This is a genomic window from Kangiella sp. (genome assembly GCF_048265365.1).
In the GTDB taxonomy this organism is placed as follows: domain Bacteria; phylum Pseudomonadota; class Gammaproteobacteria; order Enterobacterales; family Kangiellaceae; genus Kangiella.
The window spans coordinates 256,455-274,385 of record NZ_JBLXBT010000001.1 but is presented as its reverse complement, the minus strand read 5'-3'; the positions used below and the strand labels follow the sequence as shown (position 1 = coordinate 274,385).

Here is a 17,931-nt window from a genome sequence, read left to right as displayed (position 1 = left end):
ACGTCTAGTGTAACGCCATGAAACGTCCAGCAGAACATCTAGGCATGCGCCATCTGGCGCTATTTGTAGATAAGTTTGAAGCAACCGAAAAATTTTATACGGACTTAATCGGTATGGAAGTGGAGTGGCGACCGGATGAAGACAACGTGTATTTATCTTCTAAAGGTCATGACAATCTGGCCTTGCACCGTAAGCAGCCAGGCCTGGATGTCAGTGGCGGACAAAAACTCGATCACTTGGGCTTTATCATGAAAACCGCCGATGATGTCTATGACTGGTATGAGTTTCTAAAACAACATGACGTGCGAATATTTACCGAACCAAAATTTCACCGCGACGGCGCAACCAGTTTCTATTGCGCCGATCCGGACGGTAATCGAGTACAGATGATTCACCATCCGCCGATTGCGGATTGATGAAGTGTTAGTTTACATTATTAATGTTCTGAATGAACATCTACTGCATGAGCATCATCAAGTAACTGATGGACTGCTTCTACAAAGTGCGTAAATCCAACATATTCTTTGACGTATTTTCGGCCAGCATCAACTGAGCTGTCTGCATTTCTGTGAGCTTTTTTTGTTGCTGAAAAGCTTTTGTTGAGCTTATTCGATAGTTTATGCAGGAGAGCATTTTGAAGTTCTTCGGGTGAACCTGACTCGAGAGCCTGGTCGGCTAGCTGGATAATCGGACTAGTAGAATTACTGGGTTGCAAACCTGAATATGGTGCTCCTTCAGAGGCCCTATGTATTCGGACTAGGGTTTCAAAAAAATACATATCTGCTAATGCCTTTGCTTCAGGGCTCTGCTTTCTAACTGTAATGGTTTTATCAAAGGCAGTCTTAATCATGGTTTCATCATCAACACTTACCCATTTTAAGACAGGAGTAACATCATTAGTTTTCAGTGCTAACTGGGCCGCCATGACCACAGGACCATCCAAAGTATCACAGTGAGCAGTAGCTTTGTGAGAAGGAAGCATTATTAAGGATATAGTGATTAAAAAAGCAGGAAATAAGTTTTTGCTGAACATTGAGTACACCAGAATAGGATGGAAATAACGTAATAATTTTAGCTAAGCTGACGAAGATAAGACTTGATCTATGTTAAGCGTCACTTGAGAGATAGATACAATAGTAGTAGGTTTTTCGAATGCAGGATTGCAAAGGTTGCTGTGCAGGACTAGGCTATTATCGAAGGGTATATTTGTGCCGTGAAGAGTCATGGCGAGCTAGGGGTAAGCTAGACTGTTTAACGAATTAATTCTATGCAATTCTGACTTTTAATAAAGAAAATCTATCTATCTCATAGTTCTTTAGCAATGTAAGCGACTCAACGGCCGGAGTATATTCATACGGATGGTTGTATTTCTTATACAAAAGGAGTCGTAACATGTTAAAAAAATCAATCCCCCTAATCTCTGCTTTGGCGGTTGCGGTGTCATTAGGAATGGCCTCAACTCACGCTGTTGCAGCAGATGAAACAGGGTCTATGGCAAACGAATATTGGTGGCCTAACAAACTAGACCTTGAACCCCTCCGTCAGCATAGCCCCGAATCCGATCCCTACGGCGATGAGTTTGACTATGCCGAAGCTTTCAGCAAATTAGATATCCATGAAGTTAAAAAAGATATAGAAGCCTTGATGACGTCTGATCAGGAGTGGTGGCCGGCTGACTATGGTCACTATGGCCCGTTCTTCATTCGTATGGCATGGCACGGTGCGGGCACCTACCGTGTGCAAGATGGCCGTGGTGGCGCCGGTGGTGCGCAACAACGTTTCGAGCCGCTGAACAGCTGGCCTGATAACGTCAGTCTGGATAAAGCACGACGTTTACTGTGGCCAGTGAAACAAAAGTACGGTCGTAGCCTTTCCTGGGCTGACCTGATGGTATTGACGGGTAATGTGGCTCTTGAATCAATGGGCTTTAAAACCTTTGGTTTCGCCGGTGGCCGTGTTGACCAATGGGAGCCAGACATTGTTTACTGGGGCCCTGAAAAAGAGTGGTTGGGCGACGAGCGCTACAAAGGTGAACGGAAACTAGATAACCCACTTGCCGCAGTACAGATGGGTTTAATTTACGTTAATCCAGAAGGTCCTAATGGTAACCCTGACCCATTACTGGCAGCCAAAGATATTCGCGATACGTTTGGTCGTATGGCGATGAATGATGAAGAAACCGTTGCCTTAATTGCCGGGGGACATACCTTCGGTAAAGCACATGGCGCGCACAAACCTGACGAGTGTATTGGCGCCGATCCCGCTGGCGCACCGATCGAAGACCAAGGTTTTGGTTGGAAAAATAAATGTGGTAAAGGTAACGCCGAAGATACCATCACTAGTGGCTTAGAAGGTGCTTGGTCAGTAAACCCAATAGCGTTTACCACTCAATACTTCGATAATCTGTTCGGTTTTGAATGGGAGCAGACTCGCAGTCCAGCAGGTGCCATTCAGTGGATACCGAAAGATGGCCAGGCAGCTAACCTTGTTCCTGATGCACACATTGAAGGTAAGCGTCATGCTCCAATTATGTTTACCACAGACTTATCGCTCAAGTTTGACCCAGAGTATCGCAAAATTTCCAAGCGTTTCCATGAGAATCCAGAAGAATTTGAATTGGCATTCGCCAAAGCCTGGTTCAAATTAACGCATCGCGATATGGGCCCCAAGGCTCGTTACCTGGGTAGTGAAGTGCCAAACGAAGATTTGATTTGGCAAGACCCAGTGCCAGACGTTGATTACACCTTGATCGATGAGGGTGAAATAGCAGACTTGAAAGAAGAGATTCTTGACTCAGGTTTAACGGTGCAAGAGCTGGTTAGAACAGCATGGGCAGCAGCAGCAACTTTCCGCAACACCGACATGCGTGGTGGAGCGAATGGTGCGCGTATTCGTCTAGCGCCACAAAAGGATTGGCCGGTGAATGATCCGAAAGAGTTAGCGAAAGTTTTAAAGAAACTTGAGTCCATTCATAAAAGCGTTAACAAAAGCCTGAAGAGCGGCAAAAAAGTGTCGATGGCTGACGTGATTGTACTGGGAGGTGCAGCAGCAATAGAAAAAGCAGCAAAAGACGCAGGTTATGATATTGAGGTTCCATTTCAACCAGGTCGGACTGACGCAACTGCAGCAATGACTGAAGTAGACTCGTTCAAATTCCTTGAACCGAAAGCGGATGCATTCCGTAATTACTTCGGAGAAGGTAATCGTTTATCGCCAGCACAAATGATGGTTGATAAAGCAGATACCTTAGGGCTAACCGTACCAGAAATGACAGTGCTGGTTGGCGGTATGCGTGCGCTAGGTGCGAATACTGCCGGGGTTAAACATGGCGTCTTCACTGATAAACCAGGTGCTTTGACTAATGACTTTTTTGTCAACTTATTGAGCATGGACAACGAATGGTCAAAAGCCGAAAATAAAGAAGGTTTGTATCAAGGCAGGGATCGTAAAACAGGAAAACTGAAGTGGACAGCCACCCCAGTGGACCTGATTTTCGGTTCTAACTCAGAGCTTCGTGCGGTAGCGGAAGTTTATGCGCAAAGTGACTCGAAAGAGAAGTTTGTTATCGACTTTGTCGCAGCCTGGAGTAAAGTAATGACCAATGATCGATTTGATTTAGAGTAGTCCCAGCAACGTCTGAAAAAGCCACTTTATGGTGGCTTTTTTTATGCGTTAGAACCAGCGTCGGACTTTCGCTTTATATCGTTGATAGTCACTACCAAAATTTGATTGCATAGATCGCTCTTCAGGAATAATTTGGAAATAATTCATATAGACGACGAATAACGGGATGGGTAGGAAAGGTAAAAAATGTGCTAGCTGAATAGCCCAACCAATCAGAATAAGTAAAAAACCTAGGTAAATAGGATTACGGCTAAAACGAAATATGCCAGTACAAACTAGCGAGGATGATTTGTCAGGAAATCGAGGGTCAACGGTGGTATTTGCTTTTCTAAACTGGTGAACTCCTAATAGTATGCAAATTCCACCAAGAGAATAAAAGAGCCATGCCAGCCAATCTTGATATAAAAAATGAATTTGAAAGTCAGCTAAAGGTTTAGTCAGTAACCACATTAAAAGTGCAAAAAAGAAGATCACAATAGCTGGCGGTACTTTTAATTCTAAACTTTTCATGCGGTGCTCCTTGTCGTAATCTTTGAGCAGTTATAATAATTATAGCTGAATATTAGAAGTATCGGGATATTTTCCTGTCCATAAACCAAAGGCTTCTGCACCTTGCTCAATCAACATACCTAAGCCATCGAATTGTTGCTGAGTATAATCTTTCGCTGCGGATAAAAAGCTTTTGGATTTTGCGCCATAGTTTAAATCATAAGCGACAGAGCTCTTATCGAATTGAATCTGCGGTAAAAACTGTTCAGCATTAAAGCTTACAGAGTTAACTACTAGATCCACAGCGATATCATCCGAGTAAAGTTGAATCGGACCAAGGTGTTGTAATGCATTTGCCATGGCTTGCGCTTTACTCTGTGTTCGATTGATTAGATAAACCTCAAAACCATCAAGTAATAGTGCCTGCGCAATACAGCGAGCAACACCTCCGGCACCAAGCAAAACTGCGCGCTTATTATTGAAGTCGAGCTGCTTGTGGTGGAGGTCTTTAACAAAGCCAATCCCATCGGTACTGTCTCCGAGAATGCCTTCTTTAGTTTTGACAAGCGTATTTACGCTTTGCGAGTCTTCAGCACGCTGAGTAATGATGGTGGCGTATTGCAAAGCTTGCTGCTTGAAAGGAGCAGTAACATTAAGTCCGTAGCCATCACTTTGAAAGAAATCATTAAGAACACGGTTGAAACCTTTGGCCGTTGGACAAATTTTCCCGTACTGAATATTAATGGTCAATTGCTGGGCAAACTGCTGATGCAGTTGCGGTGACATGCTGTGCGAAATCGGGTTGCCAACCACGCCAAGGCGCAGCGGATGATTAGGAACAATAATATTACTCATACAAAAACCCTAACCGATCAAACCAAAAAGGATATACAGCACAATACTGATACCGCCTGCAAACATCGCGTAAGGCAACTGGGTTTTGACATGATCTAAAAGATCACAGCCGGCAGCTAATGACGAAATCACTGTGGTATCAGAAATCGGCGAAGCATGATCACCGAACACACTGCCACCGAGTACTGCCGCTAATACCAGGCTTGGAGAAATTCCTAAGCTGACCGCCAGTGGAATAGCAATAGGAATTAAGATGCCAAAGGTTCCCCATGAGGTTCCAGTGGTGAAAGAAATAAATCCAGCCAACACAAAAATTAACGCCGGAATAATCCATAGCGGCAGGAACTCACCCACCGCGCCAGCCACAAACTCACCCGTTTTTAAATCAGTCATGGAGTCAGACAAGGCAAAAGCCAACAAGACTAAAGTAACCAGTGGCAATAAGTGACCAAGCCCCTTAAATGACTCTTCCATCAGCTCCTTGGTTTTGCGTTTGGCATCAAAGCGTAGCAAACCGAAAATCAAAAGCGTGGATAGTATCACCGACCATAAAACCGACTCGGAACCAGAACCTTGGCGTAAATCACCATCGCCAGTGATATGCATAAACACCAGAATGCTGATGACCATGAAAGACAGAGGCCATAGCATATAACGTTTCTTAGTAGCTAGCGGTAAAGGCTCGCTCGGTACCTCCAAAGCCCTCGATTCTTCCGCTTTCAAGGGGCCATAAACCTTACCGGTATAAACGGTATAAAAGACAATGAGCAAGGTAACAATCGCATAGAAGTTCAAGCCAATACTGGCCACCAGCACACCAGTCGGGTTGGCAACACCCGTTTTTTCAACATGGCCTAGAATCGCAGCTCCCCAGCCATTAAGCAGAATCAACACGCTTATTGGCGCACAGGTAGAGTCAATGATATAAGCCAGTCGCGCACGGCTCATCTTGAACTTATCGAATAACGCCTGCGATGAAAGGCCGGCGGTTAACACACTCATGTTGGTATCAATAAAGATGCTGGTGCCCAAAATGGTCGGCAACATACCGGCCCGTCGTTGATTGTGCACATACTCTTTGCGCGTCAGCCAATCAACCAACGCCGAAACCCCGCCAGAAATCTTAATTAACTGAATCAAGGCACCGATTAACAGACTGAACATCAAAATACGGGTGTTATAGGCGCTGGAAAATACATTAACCAAACGGTCAACAGTATCGGTAAAAGCATGGATAGGATTACCGCCGACCAGAATCAATTCGGCAGTGAAAATCGCCATCAACAGAGCGATGATGACTTGACGTTTCCAGACAGCGATTAAAATCGCTACAATGGGCGGTAGGATGCTTAACCAGGACATAAAGGTAATGGTTTTGTTATTCGAGTTTTCCGTCAAAGCACCATATAGCAATCATCAGGTAAATTCAATGCAAGAGAAAACCAGCCCCAAACGCTTCGTTGCTGGCGCCGTTTGCCCCAAATGCCAGGCTATGGACACCACCGTATGCTTTTATGAAGATGAGCTCTTTGTCCGAGAGTGCACTGAGTGTGATTTTCATGAAAAGATAGGGCATGACGAAGAAAAAGAAGCTGAATCAAAACCGCAGATTATTAAAGTTAAAGAGTTATAGGGGTATAGCAAAATGTTCTGGAAGCGCAAAAAAATACTTTTAAAATGGTCCCTGTCTTACCTAAGAAGTATCGGAGTATCTGTTTACTAGCAATAAAAAAAGGTGCGTCAAGACGCACCCTACAAATGAATTAAATTGTTAACTCTTCTGTGTTAAATCACCTATCAAGTCGTACTCACGACGAGGTTTTACCTCATTAGCTAACCCTCTCTGATATTCTTCCTGTGCCTGTATTGGGTGGCCGAGCTGGTTGTAGGCCTGGGCGAGGAAGTAGTGGGCTTCGGCGGATGGAATGATGGCGAGGCTTTGTTCAAAATAGTTCTTGGCTTTGCCCCAGAGCTGCGCTTTAAGTGCTAATTTTCCGAGGGTATTTAGTAGTACGGCGTTGTGCGGCTTTTGCTTAAGCCATCCTTCGGCGTAGGCTAATGATTTATCCGGCTGTGGTGTTTCGATGTGGCCAAATAAGCTAATCAGTTCATCCTGCCAATGATGTTTAACGGAATCTTTCACCAGTACTTCCAGTTCCTGATCCTGCTCCAGTTGGGCCAGTGCTTTGCCATAAGTGAGCTCGAGCTCAGGGGCTTTGCGTAAGTGGCTAGGAATACCATTCCAGAACTCGGAGAGTGTGTCAAAATTGGCGGTTTCAGCCTGTTTTTGCAGCTGATGGTTCCATGCCATGACTTCAATGGCATTCAGTTTGTCGGTATCAAAGACGCGGTTTTTGCGTAGCTTTGGCAGGATGTCGATGACGTGTTGCCAGTCGCTCAATCGTGCATATAACTGATAGAGTAATTTCAGCACGTAGGGGTGATGCGGCGATATATCACGCAGGTGACTTAGCGTGGCGAGTGCCTGTTCATATTGCCTGTGTTGCATTTGCAGTTGCGCCTGAGTCAGACCTATCGCGACCTGGGCGTCTGGCTGTGTTTTGGCAGCGATATGCAAATAGTGATCGCGCGCTTTATCATCGCCTTGTTCCTGCGCGGCGCGTGCGGCGGCTAAGTAATTAACTAATTTGGTATCACGGATTCTGGTGCCATTAATTAATAACTTCTCAGCTGTTTTCCAATGACCTTCAGCCAGAGCAATCATGCCATCAATGGTATTTTGGCGGGCTTTGCGTAGGTTGCGATCGCCAAACCAGTTGAGGGTAAGATTGCTGGTGCGCAGTAAATAGCGAATCAGTACCCAAATCAGCCATAATAAAATGAGTCCCAAAACAAGCAGACCGAGCGCGACATTGTTTTTAAATTCAATGGCGGTTTTATCCAGCAGGATGTAAGTGGAACCGGGAATCTTGCTGATCAGTGGACCAATAATCAGACCACCAAACAGGCCAAAGAGTAAATACCATTTCAACTTCATTGCGCTACCTCCTCGGAGGTTGCTGTCGCTGTTTCTTGCACTGGCCATTGTTTTGTATCTTCTTGAATAGAACGTGAAGCTTGGCGTCCGGTCATCTGTTCGATGGCGCGCAATGATTCCAGTTGTTGCGGCAAATTAAGCGCTACGCTCATCTGCAATAACTCATCAAGCTGTTGCATGAATGCGGTAGTGGTCGCCGGCTCACTTTTGAAATATTGGGTCACCCAGTCTTCCACTTCGCTCAGTGCACTTTGATACATGGCATCATTGTGTTGAATGGCAGCTAGTTGTGCTGCTTGCAAATTCAACAGAATATTTTGGCGCAGCAGGGCGTCGTGCTGAGGCGAAATAAAAGGCTTCATTGATTCGTCATAATGATGCACTGTGTAGTATTGGCTGAGTGCGGAACTGAAAGAATCTTTAAAGCGTTGCCAGCCCGACGTTTCTTCTTCCGTGGCATCATCAGTAGCTTCGGTAGTTTTAGCTTCTTCGCCATCGGGTAATTGCACGGTGGCTAACTCAAGTTCTTCAACTAGCGGCTTGAGGCTTTGCAACTTTATCGCTACGCCTTCGATGTCCAGAGCACCGCTGGCGCGTACCGCATTGATGTCATTACTGATTGCCTGACGCAAAGACTGCAAGCTGGAATCATTCATGGCTAACACCTGACGATCAGCGGCCTGCAGTAAACCAATGATAGTTTTGGCATTGTCGGTGAAGTGCAATTTGTAGGAAGCCTGGCGGATCAGATACTCAGCTTCAGCGAGCATCCATTGATTCTGTTGTTCGTCAGTTGAGGTGATTTTCTGTTGCGTTTTCTTGAGCTCGTTTTGTAACTGCTCAAGCTGCAAAGAGAGTTGATGATTAACCTGCGACAGCTCATTGGCTTGCTGTCTGCTATCGTTTTCTAAATTATTGATAACACCTTGTTGTTGCTGCACTTGCTGTTGCAGTTGATCCAAGGTACTGGCTTTTTCTTGCGCCGATTGGTAGTTGTTCCAAAGGGTCCAGCCGTAATAACCGCCTGCGCCGATAATTGCCAGAATAATAACGACGATAATCCACTTAATGGGCGATGATTTACTTACAGTTGCAGATTTAGCTGCTGGTGGTGTCTTTTTATCAGAGTGAGCGCCAGAGCCAGAACTGGCCGCTATTTGATCTTGAGCTTTTTCTTTGTCAGAGCGATTTTGAGCTTGGGATGATTGAGAGTCACCGGAACTTTTGTCCGACTTAGTAGCACTGGCAGAGTTAGAATCAGTGCTTGAGGTCGCTTTGTTGTCGTCCTGGCTGGCAGGAGTGGTCTCTTGCTTAACCATGTCTTTTGCGTCCTTATCCTTTTTGCTCATAGGTTCTCTCTCTTATTCATACTTTTAGAATCAAATAACTGTCTTTAAAAACAGCCCAAGCCAAAGATTTGATCAGCGCTTAAACACTTGCAGGTTTACGCCAGTCTAAACAGGCGTGAATAATCTCGGCATTGGATGCGTCTGTAGCAGTATAACAATTTGTATAACCCTTTTGTCGAGCCAAATCACTAATTCGCTCGCTGCCTCCGATAATAGCAACCTGTTCCGGTTTAATCTCTGCAGTTGCTAGCATTTTATCGGTCAGTTCGAGGAGTTGGGCGCTGGTAACAACCCAGGCAACGGGGTGTTCTGCGGATGCCTGTTGCATGGCTGGCGGTAAGGCGGCAGTCAGTTCGATACGGTGATAAACCGGCAGAGCGCCCAGTTGATAAGGACCGTTCAGTTCCTGCTCGAGCAAGCCGCGACCTTTATCGCCACGAATCAATAGAATCGGATAGTTGGCAGGTAATGAGAATTGATTGACTAATGCCAGAATGCCTTCGCTGTCCGGTGTTTTCGGGACTAATGCTGACAGGCCGTAAGGCTGCAATGCTTTTTGGGTGGCTTTGCCGACGGCAATAAGGGTGTGGCCGAGAAACTGCTCAAGTTGTTCGCGGCTTAAATCTCTTAAGGCAAAATCAACAGCCTGTTTGCTGACGAAAATCCATAGTTTGTGTTGTGCTAATAAGGCTAATTGCTGTTCTGGGGAGTGATCAGTATTGGCGGTGAAACGAATTAATGGGCAATGAATGGCTCGATAGCCTAGATCGTTTAGTTCCTGGCATAAGCTTTCGCCCATCGGGGATGGACGAGTGACGATTATGGTAGGAGGGTTAGCCATAGTGTCCTCTTGGGGTTAGTAGTCAGCAGTCGCTGCTAACTCTTGAATCAGTTCACGCGCGCCAAGCTCGAGCAATTCTTGAGAAACTTGTTGACCAATTGCCAATGCATCTTGCGCAGGACCTTCAGCGCTGGCTTCGATGATTTGCTGGTCGATGCCGCCTACTAAAGCGCGCAAAGACAGGGTGTTGTTGTCGATAGTGGCGAAAGCCGCCACTGGCACCTGACAGCTGGCTTGCAGTGTTTTGGTAATGGTACGCTCGGCAAGCACGCGCAGGCTGGTGGTGTCATCCTGCAAGGGTTTCAGTATCGCGTCCAGCTCAGGGTCATTGGTGCGTGCTTCGATGCCCACAGCGCCTTGGCCGGGTGCGGGCAGCATCAGTTCTGGCTCAAACTGGCTACGAATGCGTTCAGCCAAACCTAAACGCTTGAGGCCAGCGGAAGCCAAAACGATTGCATCATAGTTGCCGTCATCCAGTTTGGATAAGCGGGTGCCAACGTTGCCACGCAGATCAGTGATCTTGAGATCGGGGCGAGCTTTTAATAATTGAATCTTACGACGCAGGCTTGAAGTGCCGACGTTAGCGCCACACGGCAAGTCATCCAGGTTATGGTATTTATTGGAAACGAAAGCATCGGTTGGATCTTCGCGTTCGCAAATTACCTTCAGTTCCAACCCTTCCGGAAATTGATAAGGGACATCCTTCATCGAATGTACCGCGATATCGGCGCGACCTTCGAGCATTGCCTGTTCCAGTTCTTTAACGAACAAGCCTTTTCCACCAATTTTGGTCAGTGGCGTTCCTAGAATCTTGTCGCCTTGCGTGGTCATTGGAACCAGTTGGACGGTCAGATCAGGATGCAGTTGTTGTAGGCGGGATTGGACGTACTCGGCTTGCCACATGGCTAATGGGCTTTGGCGGGTGGCGATGCGCAAGGTTGAAATACTCATAATTGGATTGTTAACTCTTAACAGTTAAGTACTTGGAGCAAGGTTTATTGGATCTTAGCATAAAGGTATTGGGTTACGCAGAATTAGAGGTCAAAAATTGACGTACATCAGGCTGATGGCGACGGCTAATTTCAGGCCTGGATTTCGCGCCCTGGATCAACGCCAGACATCCGCTGTCGTCCTGCTCAATACCTATCAGGTGTTGGCGGTTAACCAGGGTGGAGCGATGGATACGAATAAAGTCATGGTTAAAACGCTGTTCCAGATCTTTAAGACTATCGCTGGATAACAGCACTTCGTTAGTCAGATGTACTTCGGTGTACTTTTGATCCGAGTGTAAAAACAGAGTCGCTTCCACTGGCACGCGGCGCACGGTCTCGCGCTCGCGGATGCTCAAGAAAGCAGTTTTAGACTGTGCAAACTGGCGTTGTAGTTTTTGCAGAGCCTTGCTCAAGCGTTCCTGGCGAATCGGTTTAAGCAAATAATCCTGCGCATCCACATCGAATGCCTGCAAGGCATATTCGTCGTAGGCGGTAGTGAAGATGATATGCGGTTGTTGATCACTTTGGTTTAGTTGCTTGGCGACCTGCATGCCATTCATGACCGGCATCGAAATATCTAGAAATACCAGTTCGGGTTGCTGCTGCTCAATGAGTTCTAGCGCTTTTTGCCCATTGTCGGCTTCGCCAATAATCTCCAGCTCGGGATGCGCGTCGAGCAAGCGACGCAAGCGCTGGCGAGCAGGTTGTTCATCATCAACAATCAATACAGAAATCATAATCTATCAGTTTAATCGTTTGGGAATGGTCAGGGTGCAGTAAAAACGGCCATTGGATTGATGGTAATTAATCGATGCCTTATTGCCAAATAGCACATCCAGACGTTGTTCGATATTGCTCAAAGCCAGCGAATTACCTTTGTGGTTTTTAGCGTTATCTTCGGGCAGCGGATTGATCACTTCCAGTTGAATGTGTTTCTGATAACTAACGCCTTTAATAATAATAGAGCCGCCTTCGGGACATGCCTGAATGCCGTGATAAACCGCATTCTCAATAATCGGTTGCAGCAAAAGAGGCGGCACTAACAAGTTGGAATCAATGGTTTCAGTTTGCCATTCAAAACGGAGCTTATCGCCCAGGCGTTGCTGTTCCAGATTAAGGTATTGCGTGCATAAATGCTTTTCATCGGAAAACGGAATCAGAACGTCCGAACGCTGCATGCTGGCACGAAAGATATCCGCCATATCAAGAATCATGTGTTCGGTTTTAACCGGATCGACAATCGCCAGATTAGCAAGTGTGTTGAGGCTATTGAACAAAAAGTGCGGACGAATGCGCGATTGCAAAGCCTGAATACGCGCTTCGGCTTCTGAGCGAATGCGCCGCAAACTTTCTTCGCGTAAGTAAAAGTAACGAAAGAAGATGCCGCTTACGAGCAGAGCAATGAAAACATTACGCAGCAAAAACCACAGCGAAGGTTCCTGACTGAGATAAAAACTAATCAACAGACTGTAACTTAAAGTGGCCAGCATAATGACGCCAATAGCCAAAGTAGAAAAGCGTTGCAGGCTGACGTTAGGGAGTTGTAGGAGAATGTAACGCCTGAGAAAGCAAAGGATGCCGAGACTGGTCAGCGAAGTCCAAAGAATAAATAGCGAGTATAAGCTTAAGTTGGTCCAGAACTGCTGTTGCCAGTTGGGTGCAGCGAAACTCAGCAGCAGCGCCAGCAAAACGCTGGCAATCACGATCAAATATAAAGTTGCCGCCTGGCAGAAGTCAGGAAGCTGATTGACTCGGTTGTGCCGAGAATGTGATGTCTGGATTGCGGGCTTCATGACACTTATAGTCGCGCAAAAACTCAAGAAAATCCATAAGTTAGTATGAAAATTAAGAACGGTTTCGGTGTGACAGCAGTTGAGGTGAGAGATTGTCTCTTGTCCTGTGGACAAAAGAGGTGCGACGGAGACTAGGAAACGGAGTCAAAGAACAGGTCAGTTAGGATGGTGCTAACTCTAATCTGATGCTTGCACCATCCAGACCTGTATCTGTGAAACGTTAGCTCAATACCGACTCTATATAGCTTCCCAATGCTTGTATTTCTTCTAAACATACTGCGTGTGGCATGGGGTAGTCGCTCCATTGAACTTTAAATCCGTTGTCTTCGAGCACTTTGGCGCTGTACTGGCCACGTTGTATCGGCACGACGGGGTCTTGCAGGCCGTGGGCCATGAAGATAGTGGTATCAAGATTGGTGTCTGTTTTTTCGTCGGCAAGTTTGTCGGGCACGGTAAGGTAGGTGGAAAGGGCGACAATTCCTGCCAGTTTTTTGTCCAGACGTGTAGCCAGGTGCAGGGCTATGGCACCGCCTTGTGAGAATCCGGCAAGGATGATCTTATCGGCTGGTATGCCTTGTTCGATTTCATGCTGAATAAGTTGCTCGACCTGCTGCGCTGATTGGCGAACACCAGCTTCGTCTTCTCGCTGTGATAAATCGGCATTGCGTATATCGTACCAGGCGCGCATTTGGTAGCCGCCATTGATGGTGACTGGAATAACGGGCGCATGGGGGAAGATGAACTTTACGCCTAGCTCGGCGGGGATTTTAAGCTCCGGCACTATTGGCTCGAAGTCATGGCCATCGGCGCCAAGGCCGTGTAGCCAGATAACGGTAGCTTTGTGTTCGGAAGTCGGTTTAACGGTGACGCAAGGAAGTAATTCAGACATATAATGTTAGCTTATGGTTATTAGGTACTAGTTATACAATAAGAGTTATAAAGTGAAAGAGATCGACTCACCGGATTGCTGAGTCATAACCCGCGATAATAATTGCTCCAGCGGTTCCTTGTCTTTGTCAGTGATCCATTGGTCATGCACCCAATCCAGGTGGTAGCCACCGTCTTTTGCCGCTAGCCACAGTTGTTTCACTGGAGTTTGGCGATTAATGATGATTTTGCTGCCATTTTCAAGGGTGATGGTCAAAATGCCACCGCTGGTTTCGTAATCGATATCAAGGTCTAACTCATCCAATGCTTCTTCGATGGAGATGAGGGTGTCATCAACTTGCTGATTGAATTCTGATTCAGTCATGGCTATTCCTGGCAATCTTAGTGATTAATGCTGCCACATTGTGCCAGATTGGTGGCGTAGGGTTAAGTTAAAATCGTGGAATACGCCTGATTTTATGGGCGATGCAAACTTGCAGGAAACAGCAAGCTGTAGGAAGATAGGGCTAATTCTCAAATTGATGAAAATACTAAACACACAATGTGTATAAAACGAATTGGACAGTTATTAGGACTGTCGTTGCTGGCTTTGGTATTAACTGCCTGTGGCCAAAAAGGTGATTTGTTCTTACCTGAGAGCGAAGAAGCAGAGAAGGCTACTCCTGAGGAAAAAGCGCCTGAAGAGCGGGACCCAAAAGACGGCCCGATTATGGATACCGAGCAGCCATCTCCAGAAGAGGGCGTTGAGCCGCAAGGTGATCAGCCATGATTATGCCGTTCAGTAAAATGCAGGGTCTTGGCAACGATTTTATGGTGGTGGATGCGATTTCTCAGCCGGTTTACTTAAATCAGGGCCAAATCGCTAATCTGGCGCATCGCAATTTTGGTATTGGCTTTGACCAATTGCTGATTGTCGAAGCACCGCAACATCCGGAGTCCGATTTTCATTTTCGGATTTTCAATGCGGATGGCAGCGAAGCCGGACATTGCGGCAATGGTGCGCGTGCGGTCGCCAAGTATGTCAGGCAAAAAGGCCTGACCTGGAAAAGACAGTTACGTTTATCGACCAACACCGCGACCATGCAAGCCACGTTAGAAGATAATGGTCTGGTGACCATTGATATGGGTAAGCCAAGACTGGAACCCGCGCAGATTCCGCTACGCTTTGCTGAAAAGCAAAGCCTGTACTCGATTGATGCAGGTGGAATCAGTTATAAAGTAGGTGCGGTTTCGATGGGTAATCCCCATTGCGTACTCAAAGTAGATGATGTGGAGAAGGCGCCGGTACAAACAGTCGGCCCCATGTTGAGTCAGCACAAATATTTTCCGTCTCAAGCTAATGCGGGCTTTATGGAAGTGGTCGACCGACAGAACATTAAGCTTCGCGTCTTTGAGCGTGGTGTAGGTGAAACCTTAGCCTGTGGCACCGGAGCATGCGCAGCGGTGGTGGTTGCACGCTTGCAAGGCTTGACCGATGACAAGGTCAAAGTGATGTTACCAGGTGGCAGTTTATGGATTACCTGGCAAGGCGAAGGCTCAACGGTATTCATGAGCGGCCCGGCCAAAGTCGTGTTCGAAGGGCAGATTGAGATTTAAAAATAAAAAAGAATTAGCTGGGAATGGTTTTAGAATTGTTTTCTATTAAAGATCCATTAACGGAATATCTTTTCGGGGAAGTAAAATGACAGAGGGTAATTCAGCAGAAGATCGGTTGAAAAGAGAACAGGAAATTGCTGTCTATTTAGAACGGCATCCTGAGTTCTTTGAAAATCATCAAGACTTATTAGACAAACTGAGATTACAACACAAAGTGTATGGCTCAGTTTCGTTAGTGGAGCGACAAATTTTAGGCTTACGAGACAAAGCCGAGAAATTACAAACTCAACTTAATACATTAATTGAGAATGCACACAGTAACGGTGACTTGTTAAACAAATGCGCCGAGTTATTTGTGGCAATGATATCGTCACATTCAACGCAAGAAATGGTTGACCGGTTACTAGAGCATCTACGTGATAATTTTGAACTCGATAATGTTCAATTATGGTTGTTCGACGATGCAGGAACTTTGCATCATGTTAACTACAGCGATATCGAAATGGTTCGCCAATTAACGGACCAACACTTTATTCAAAATGATCCAATTTGTGGTCGTGTGACTGAAAGTATTTCACAACTATTTGGTGGTGATCATGAGCTGGAATCCTATTCAATTATACCGCTGGGTGAGAACTCCCGTGTTGGTGTGATTGCTCTGGGAAGCAAGGATGTGGATTTATTTACCGCTGATATGGGCACATTATTTTTACGCTTGATTGGTGACGTCACCGAAGCGTGTCTGGACAAACAGGAGAGTTAGCTTTTTAACTAGTGACCATGGAATCTGATATTCAACGCTATCTGAACAGACTGCTGCACGAAAAGCGCTATTCAGAACACACGGTCAATAACTACCGACGTCAGTTAGAAAAATTACTAGCCTTTTGTCATGCTGCCGGTTACAACAATTGGCAACAAATCACCACGCAAGATATTCGGATGCTCATTGCCAAGCGACATCGGCAGGGAGCATCGCCTTCCAGTAGCGCACTTCAGTTGTCGGCAACGCGACGCTTCTTAGAATTCCTGTTAAGCGAAAAGAAAATCACCATCAATCCGGCTGTTGGTGTGCGGGGACCCAAAAAAGCAAAACGATTACCGAAAAATATTGATGTGGATAGTCTCAATCATTTTCTTGATCAAATGCCAGAAGATGAACCGATTGAGGTTCGTGATAAAGCCATGATGGAATTATTGTATTCATCCGGTATCCGTCTGACAGAATTAAGTGCCATGGATATTGATGACTTAAGTTTTTCGGATCAAACCTTACGCGTACTCGGTAAAGGTAATAAAATTCGGGAAGTCCCTTTCGGTAACAGTTCGAAAAAAGTGTTGAGTCTGTGGCTAAAGGAGCGCAATAGTTTCGCGAAAAGCGGTGATGAAAAAGCATTGTTCTTAAGCCAACAAGGAAATCGGTTGACCAATCGCGCCATTCAACAACGCCTGGCACACTGGGGCAAGAAACTTGGATTAAATGATCGACTGCATCCACACAAATTACGACACTCCTGCGCAACCCATGTTCTGGAATCATCCAGTGATTTGCGTGCGGTACAAGAACTGTTAGGCCATGCCAGTATTTCAACCACACAAATTTATACACACCTTGATTTTCAACATCTAGCTAAAACCTATGATGCCGCGCATCCAAGAGCCAGAAAAAAGAAAGAATAATCTATGACCGAAAAGATAAAAGAAATTGATTGGCAGAACGTCAAAGTCATCAGTTTTGATTTAGACGATACTCTGTGGGATAACCAGGGAGTGATAGAACAGTGCGAGCAAAACCTGCTAGAGTTTTTAGCTAAAGAGCATCCTCCAATCGGTGAGCAGTTTGATGTCGCAGCCATGCAAGCGATCTCAAAAAAACTATTAGAAGAAGACCGTCCAGAGCTGGATAACATGACCTTGCTACGCAAAGAAATGATTCATCAGATGCTCGAACAAACCGGTGGTGATTCAGCATTAATCAATCCAGCATTCGCCATCTTCTATGGTTGTCGTAGTCAGATCGAAATCCCACAACTTACTCACGACTTATTGTCCGCACTAAAAGACAAATACAGCCTCTTCGCCACCAGCAACGGCAATTCCAATTTATCTGCCTTAGGTTTAATGGATTACTTTGAGCAACACTTTATTGCAGGTATCCATGGGCGTGCTAAACCCTCTCCTGAAATGTTGCATAAAATTTGTGACCTAAAAAACATAGAGCCACAAGAACTCCTGCATATCGGCGACAGCTATGACACCGACATCAAAAGTAGCATCGCCGCAAAATGCCAACATTTAGAAATTCATGTGAAGGATATCGGGAAGTTGTATGATTGGGTTAAGAATTGATTTGGTAGGACCGAGTCTAAAGTACCAACCAAAGAGCATGTCATTCTGACGGGAGTCAGATGACCAAAGGAAGTCCCTTTAGGGGATCTGCTCTTGTAGAGCTCAATGGTGCGTCTCGACTAGGGGTACCCTCGTTTATCGCTTTGGTTTCCCAGTA

At 45.8% G+C, this 17,931-nt stretch carries 20 protein-coding genes; 8 read left to right on the top strand and 12 right to left on the bottom strand.

What is annotated here, in order from left to right; genetic code table 11:
• The first annotated feature begins 17 nt into the window (after positions 1-17).
• A complete protein-coding gene (locus ACN0VI_RS01265; protein ID WP_417445498.1) occupies positions 18-416 on the top strand; it encodes a VOC family protein in 399 nt (132 codons plus the stop codon).
• Between the two features lie 20 nt (positions 417-436).
• On the opposite strand, the gene ACN0VI_RS01260 is transcribed toward ACN0VI_RS01265, so the two are convergent.
• The gene (locus ACN0VI_RS01260; RefSeq protein ID WP_417445497.1) at positions 437-1,033 is read right to left on the bottom strand and encodes a DUF6448 family protein; all 597 of its coding nucleotides are present in this window, start codon (positions 1,031-1,033) and stop codon (positions 437-439) included.
• A 359-nt stretch (positions 1,034-1,392) separates the two neighbouring features.
• On the opposite strand from ACN0VI_RS01260, the gene katG reads away from it, so the two are divergent.
• Positions 1,393-3,624, top strand: a complete 2,232-nt coding sequence (gene katG / locus ACN0VI_RS01255) for a catalase/peroxidase HPI (protein ID WP_417445496.1) — start codon at positions 1,393-1,395, stop codon at positions 3,622-3,624.
• Between the two features lie 48 nt (positions 3,625-3,672).
• On the opposite strand, the gene ACN0VI_RS01250 is transcribed toward katG, so the two are convergent.
• The 3 genes from ACN0VI_RS01250 to ACN0VI_RS01240 are packed head-to-tail and all read right to left on the bottom strand — an operon-like array spanning position 3,673 to position 6,330.
• Positions 3,673-4,134 carry a methyltransferase family protein gene (locus ACN0VI_RS01250; protein ID WP_417445495.1) on the bottom strand — a complete coding sequence of 154 codons (462 nt, stop codon included), beginning with the start codon at positions 4,132-4,134 and terminating at the stop codon, positions 3,673-3,675.
• A gap of 39 nt (positions 4,135-4,173) precedes the next feature.
• Positions 4,174-4,968 (bottom strand): shikimate dehydrogenase, encoded by a 795-nt coding sequence (aroE, locus tag ACN0VI_RS01245; RefSeq protein WP_417445494.1) that lies wholly within the window; start codon positions 4,966-4,968, stop codon positions 4,174-4,176.
• A gap of 9 nt (positions 4,969-4,977) precedes the next feature.
• Positions 4,978-6,330: a Na+/H+ antiporter NhaC family protein gene (locus ACN0VI_RS01240; RefSeq protein WP_417445493.1), complete on the bottom strand. Its 1,353-nt coding sequence runs from the start codon at positions 6,328-6,330 to the stop codon at positions 4,978-4,980.
• Positions 6,331-6,397: 67 nt separating this feature from the next.
• Here ACN0VI_RS01240 and ACN0VI_RS01235 point away from each other — a divergent pair, with 67 nt between their 5' ends.
• Positions 6,398-6,601, top strand: coding sequence for a YheV family putative zinc ribbon protein (locus ACN0VI_RS01235; RefSeq protein ID WP_331892090.1), 204 nt, complete (start codon positions 6,398-6,400; stop codon positions 6,599-6,601).
• Between the two features lie 138 nt (positions 6,602-6,739).
• Here the strand turns inward: ACN0VI_RS01235 and ACN0VI_RS01230 are convergent, their stop codons facing one another.
• From ACN0VI_RS01230 to cyaY, 8 genes are all read right to left on the bottom strand, one after another.
• Complete coding sequence (locus tag ACN0VI_RS01230; protein ID WP_417445492.1) at positions 6,740-7,966, bottom strand: heme biosynthesis protein HemY; 1,227 nt, start codon at positions 7,964-7,966, stop codon at positions 6,740-6,742.
• Positions 7,963-9,315, bottom strand: a complete 1,353-nt coding sequence (locus ACN0VI_RS01225) for a uroporphyrinogen-III C-methyltransferase (protein ID WP_417445491.1) — start codon at positions 9,313-9,315, stop codon at positions 7,963-7,965. Before ACN0VI_RS01225 ends, ACN0VI_RS01230 begins: the two co-directional genes overlap by 4 nt.
• A gap of 79 nt (positions 9,316-9,394) precedes the next feature.
• On the bottom strand, positions 9,395-10,156 hold the full coding sequence (locus tag ACN0VI_RS01220) for a uroporphyrinogen-III synthase (RefSeq protein WP_417445490.1): 762 nt from the start codon (positions 10,154-10,156) through the stop codon (positions 9,395-9,397).
• Positions 10,157-10,171: 15 nt separating this feature from the next.
• A complete protein-coding gene (gene hemC, locus ACN0VI_RS01215) occupies positions 10,172-11,107 on the bottom strand; it encodes a hydroxymethylbilane synthase (protein ID WP_417445489.1) in 936 nt (311 codons plus the stop codon).
• Positions 11,108-11,180: 73 nt separating this feature from the next.
• Positions 11,181-11,885, bottom strand: coding sequence for a LytR/AlgR family response regulator transcription factor (locus ACN0VI_RS01210; RefSeq protein WP_417445488.1), 705 nt, complete (start codon positions 11,883-11,885; stop codon positions 11,181-11,183).
• A gap of 6 nt (positions 11,886-11,891) precedes the next feature.
• Positions 11,892-12,941 carry a histidine kinase gene (locus tag ACN0VI_RS01205; protein ID WP_331890677.1) on the bottom strand — a complete coding sequence of 350 codons (1,050 nt, stop codon included), beginning with the start codon at positions 12,939-12,941 and terminating at the stop codon, positions 11,892-11,894.
• Positions 12,942-13,161: 220 nt separating this feature from the next.
• The gene (locus ACN0VI_RS01200) at positions 13,162-13,830 is read right to left on the bottom strand and encodes an alpha/beta hydrolase (RefSeq protein WP_417445487.1); all 669 of its coding nucleotides are present in this window, start codon (positions 13,828-13,830) and stop codon (positions 13,162-13,164) included.
• Between the two features lie 45 nt (positions 13,831-13,875).
• Positions 13,876-14,193, bottom strand: coding sequence for an iron donor protein CyaY (gene cyaY / locus ACN0VI_RS01195; protein ID WP_417445486.1), 318 nt, complete (start codon positions 14,191-14,193; stop codon positions 13,876-13,878).
• Between the two features lie 177 nt (positions 14,194-14,370).
• Between cyaY and lptM the strand changes: the two genes are divergently transcribed.
• The 5 genes from lptM (at position 14,371) to ACN0VI_RS01170 (ending at position 17,774) form a co-directional block, all read left to right on the top strand.
• Positions 14,371-14,598, top strand: coding sequence for an LPS translocon maturation chaperone LptM (gene lptM / locus ACN0VI_RS01190; protein WP_417445485.1), 228 nt, complete (start codon positions 14,371-14,373; stop codon positions 14,596-14,598).
• On the top strand, positions 14,595-15,425 hold the full coding sequence (gene dapF, locus ACN0VI_RS01185) for a diaminopimelate epimerase (RefSeq protein WP_331890680.1): 831 nt from the start codon (positions 14,595-14,597) through the stop codon (positions 15,423-15,425). The genes lptM and dapF overlap by 4 nt, the downstream gene beginning before the upstream one ends.
• Positions 15,426-15,510: 85 nt before the next feature.
• On the top strand, positions 15,511-16,188 hold the full coding sequence (locus ACN0VI_RS01180; RefSeq protein WP_331890681.1) for a DUF484 family protein: 678 nt from the start codon (positions 15,511-15,513) through the stop codon (positions 16,186-16,188).
• Positions 16,189-16,205: 17 nt separating this feature from the next.
• Positions 16,206-17,105 (top strand): tyrosine recombinase XerC, encoded by a 900-nt coding sequence (xerC, locus tag ACN0VI_RS01175; protein WP_417445484.1) that lies wholly within the window; start codon positions 16,206-16,208, stop codon positions 17,103-17,105.
• A 3-nt stretch (positions 17,106-17,108) separates the two neighbouring features.
• Positions 17,109-17,774: an HAD-IA family hydrolase gene (locus ACN0VI_RS01170; RefSeq protein WP_417445483.1), complete on the top strand. Its 666-nt coding sequence runs from the start codon at positions 17,109-17,111 to the stop codon at positions 17,772-17,774.
• Positions 17,775-17,931: the final 157 nt, after the last annotated feature.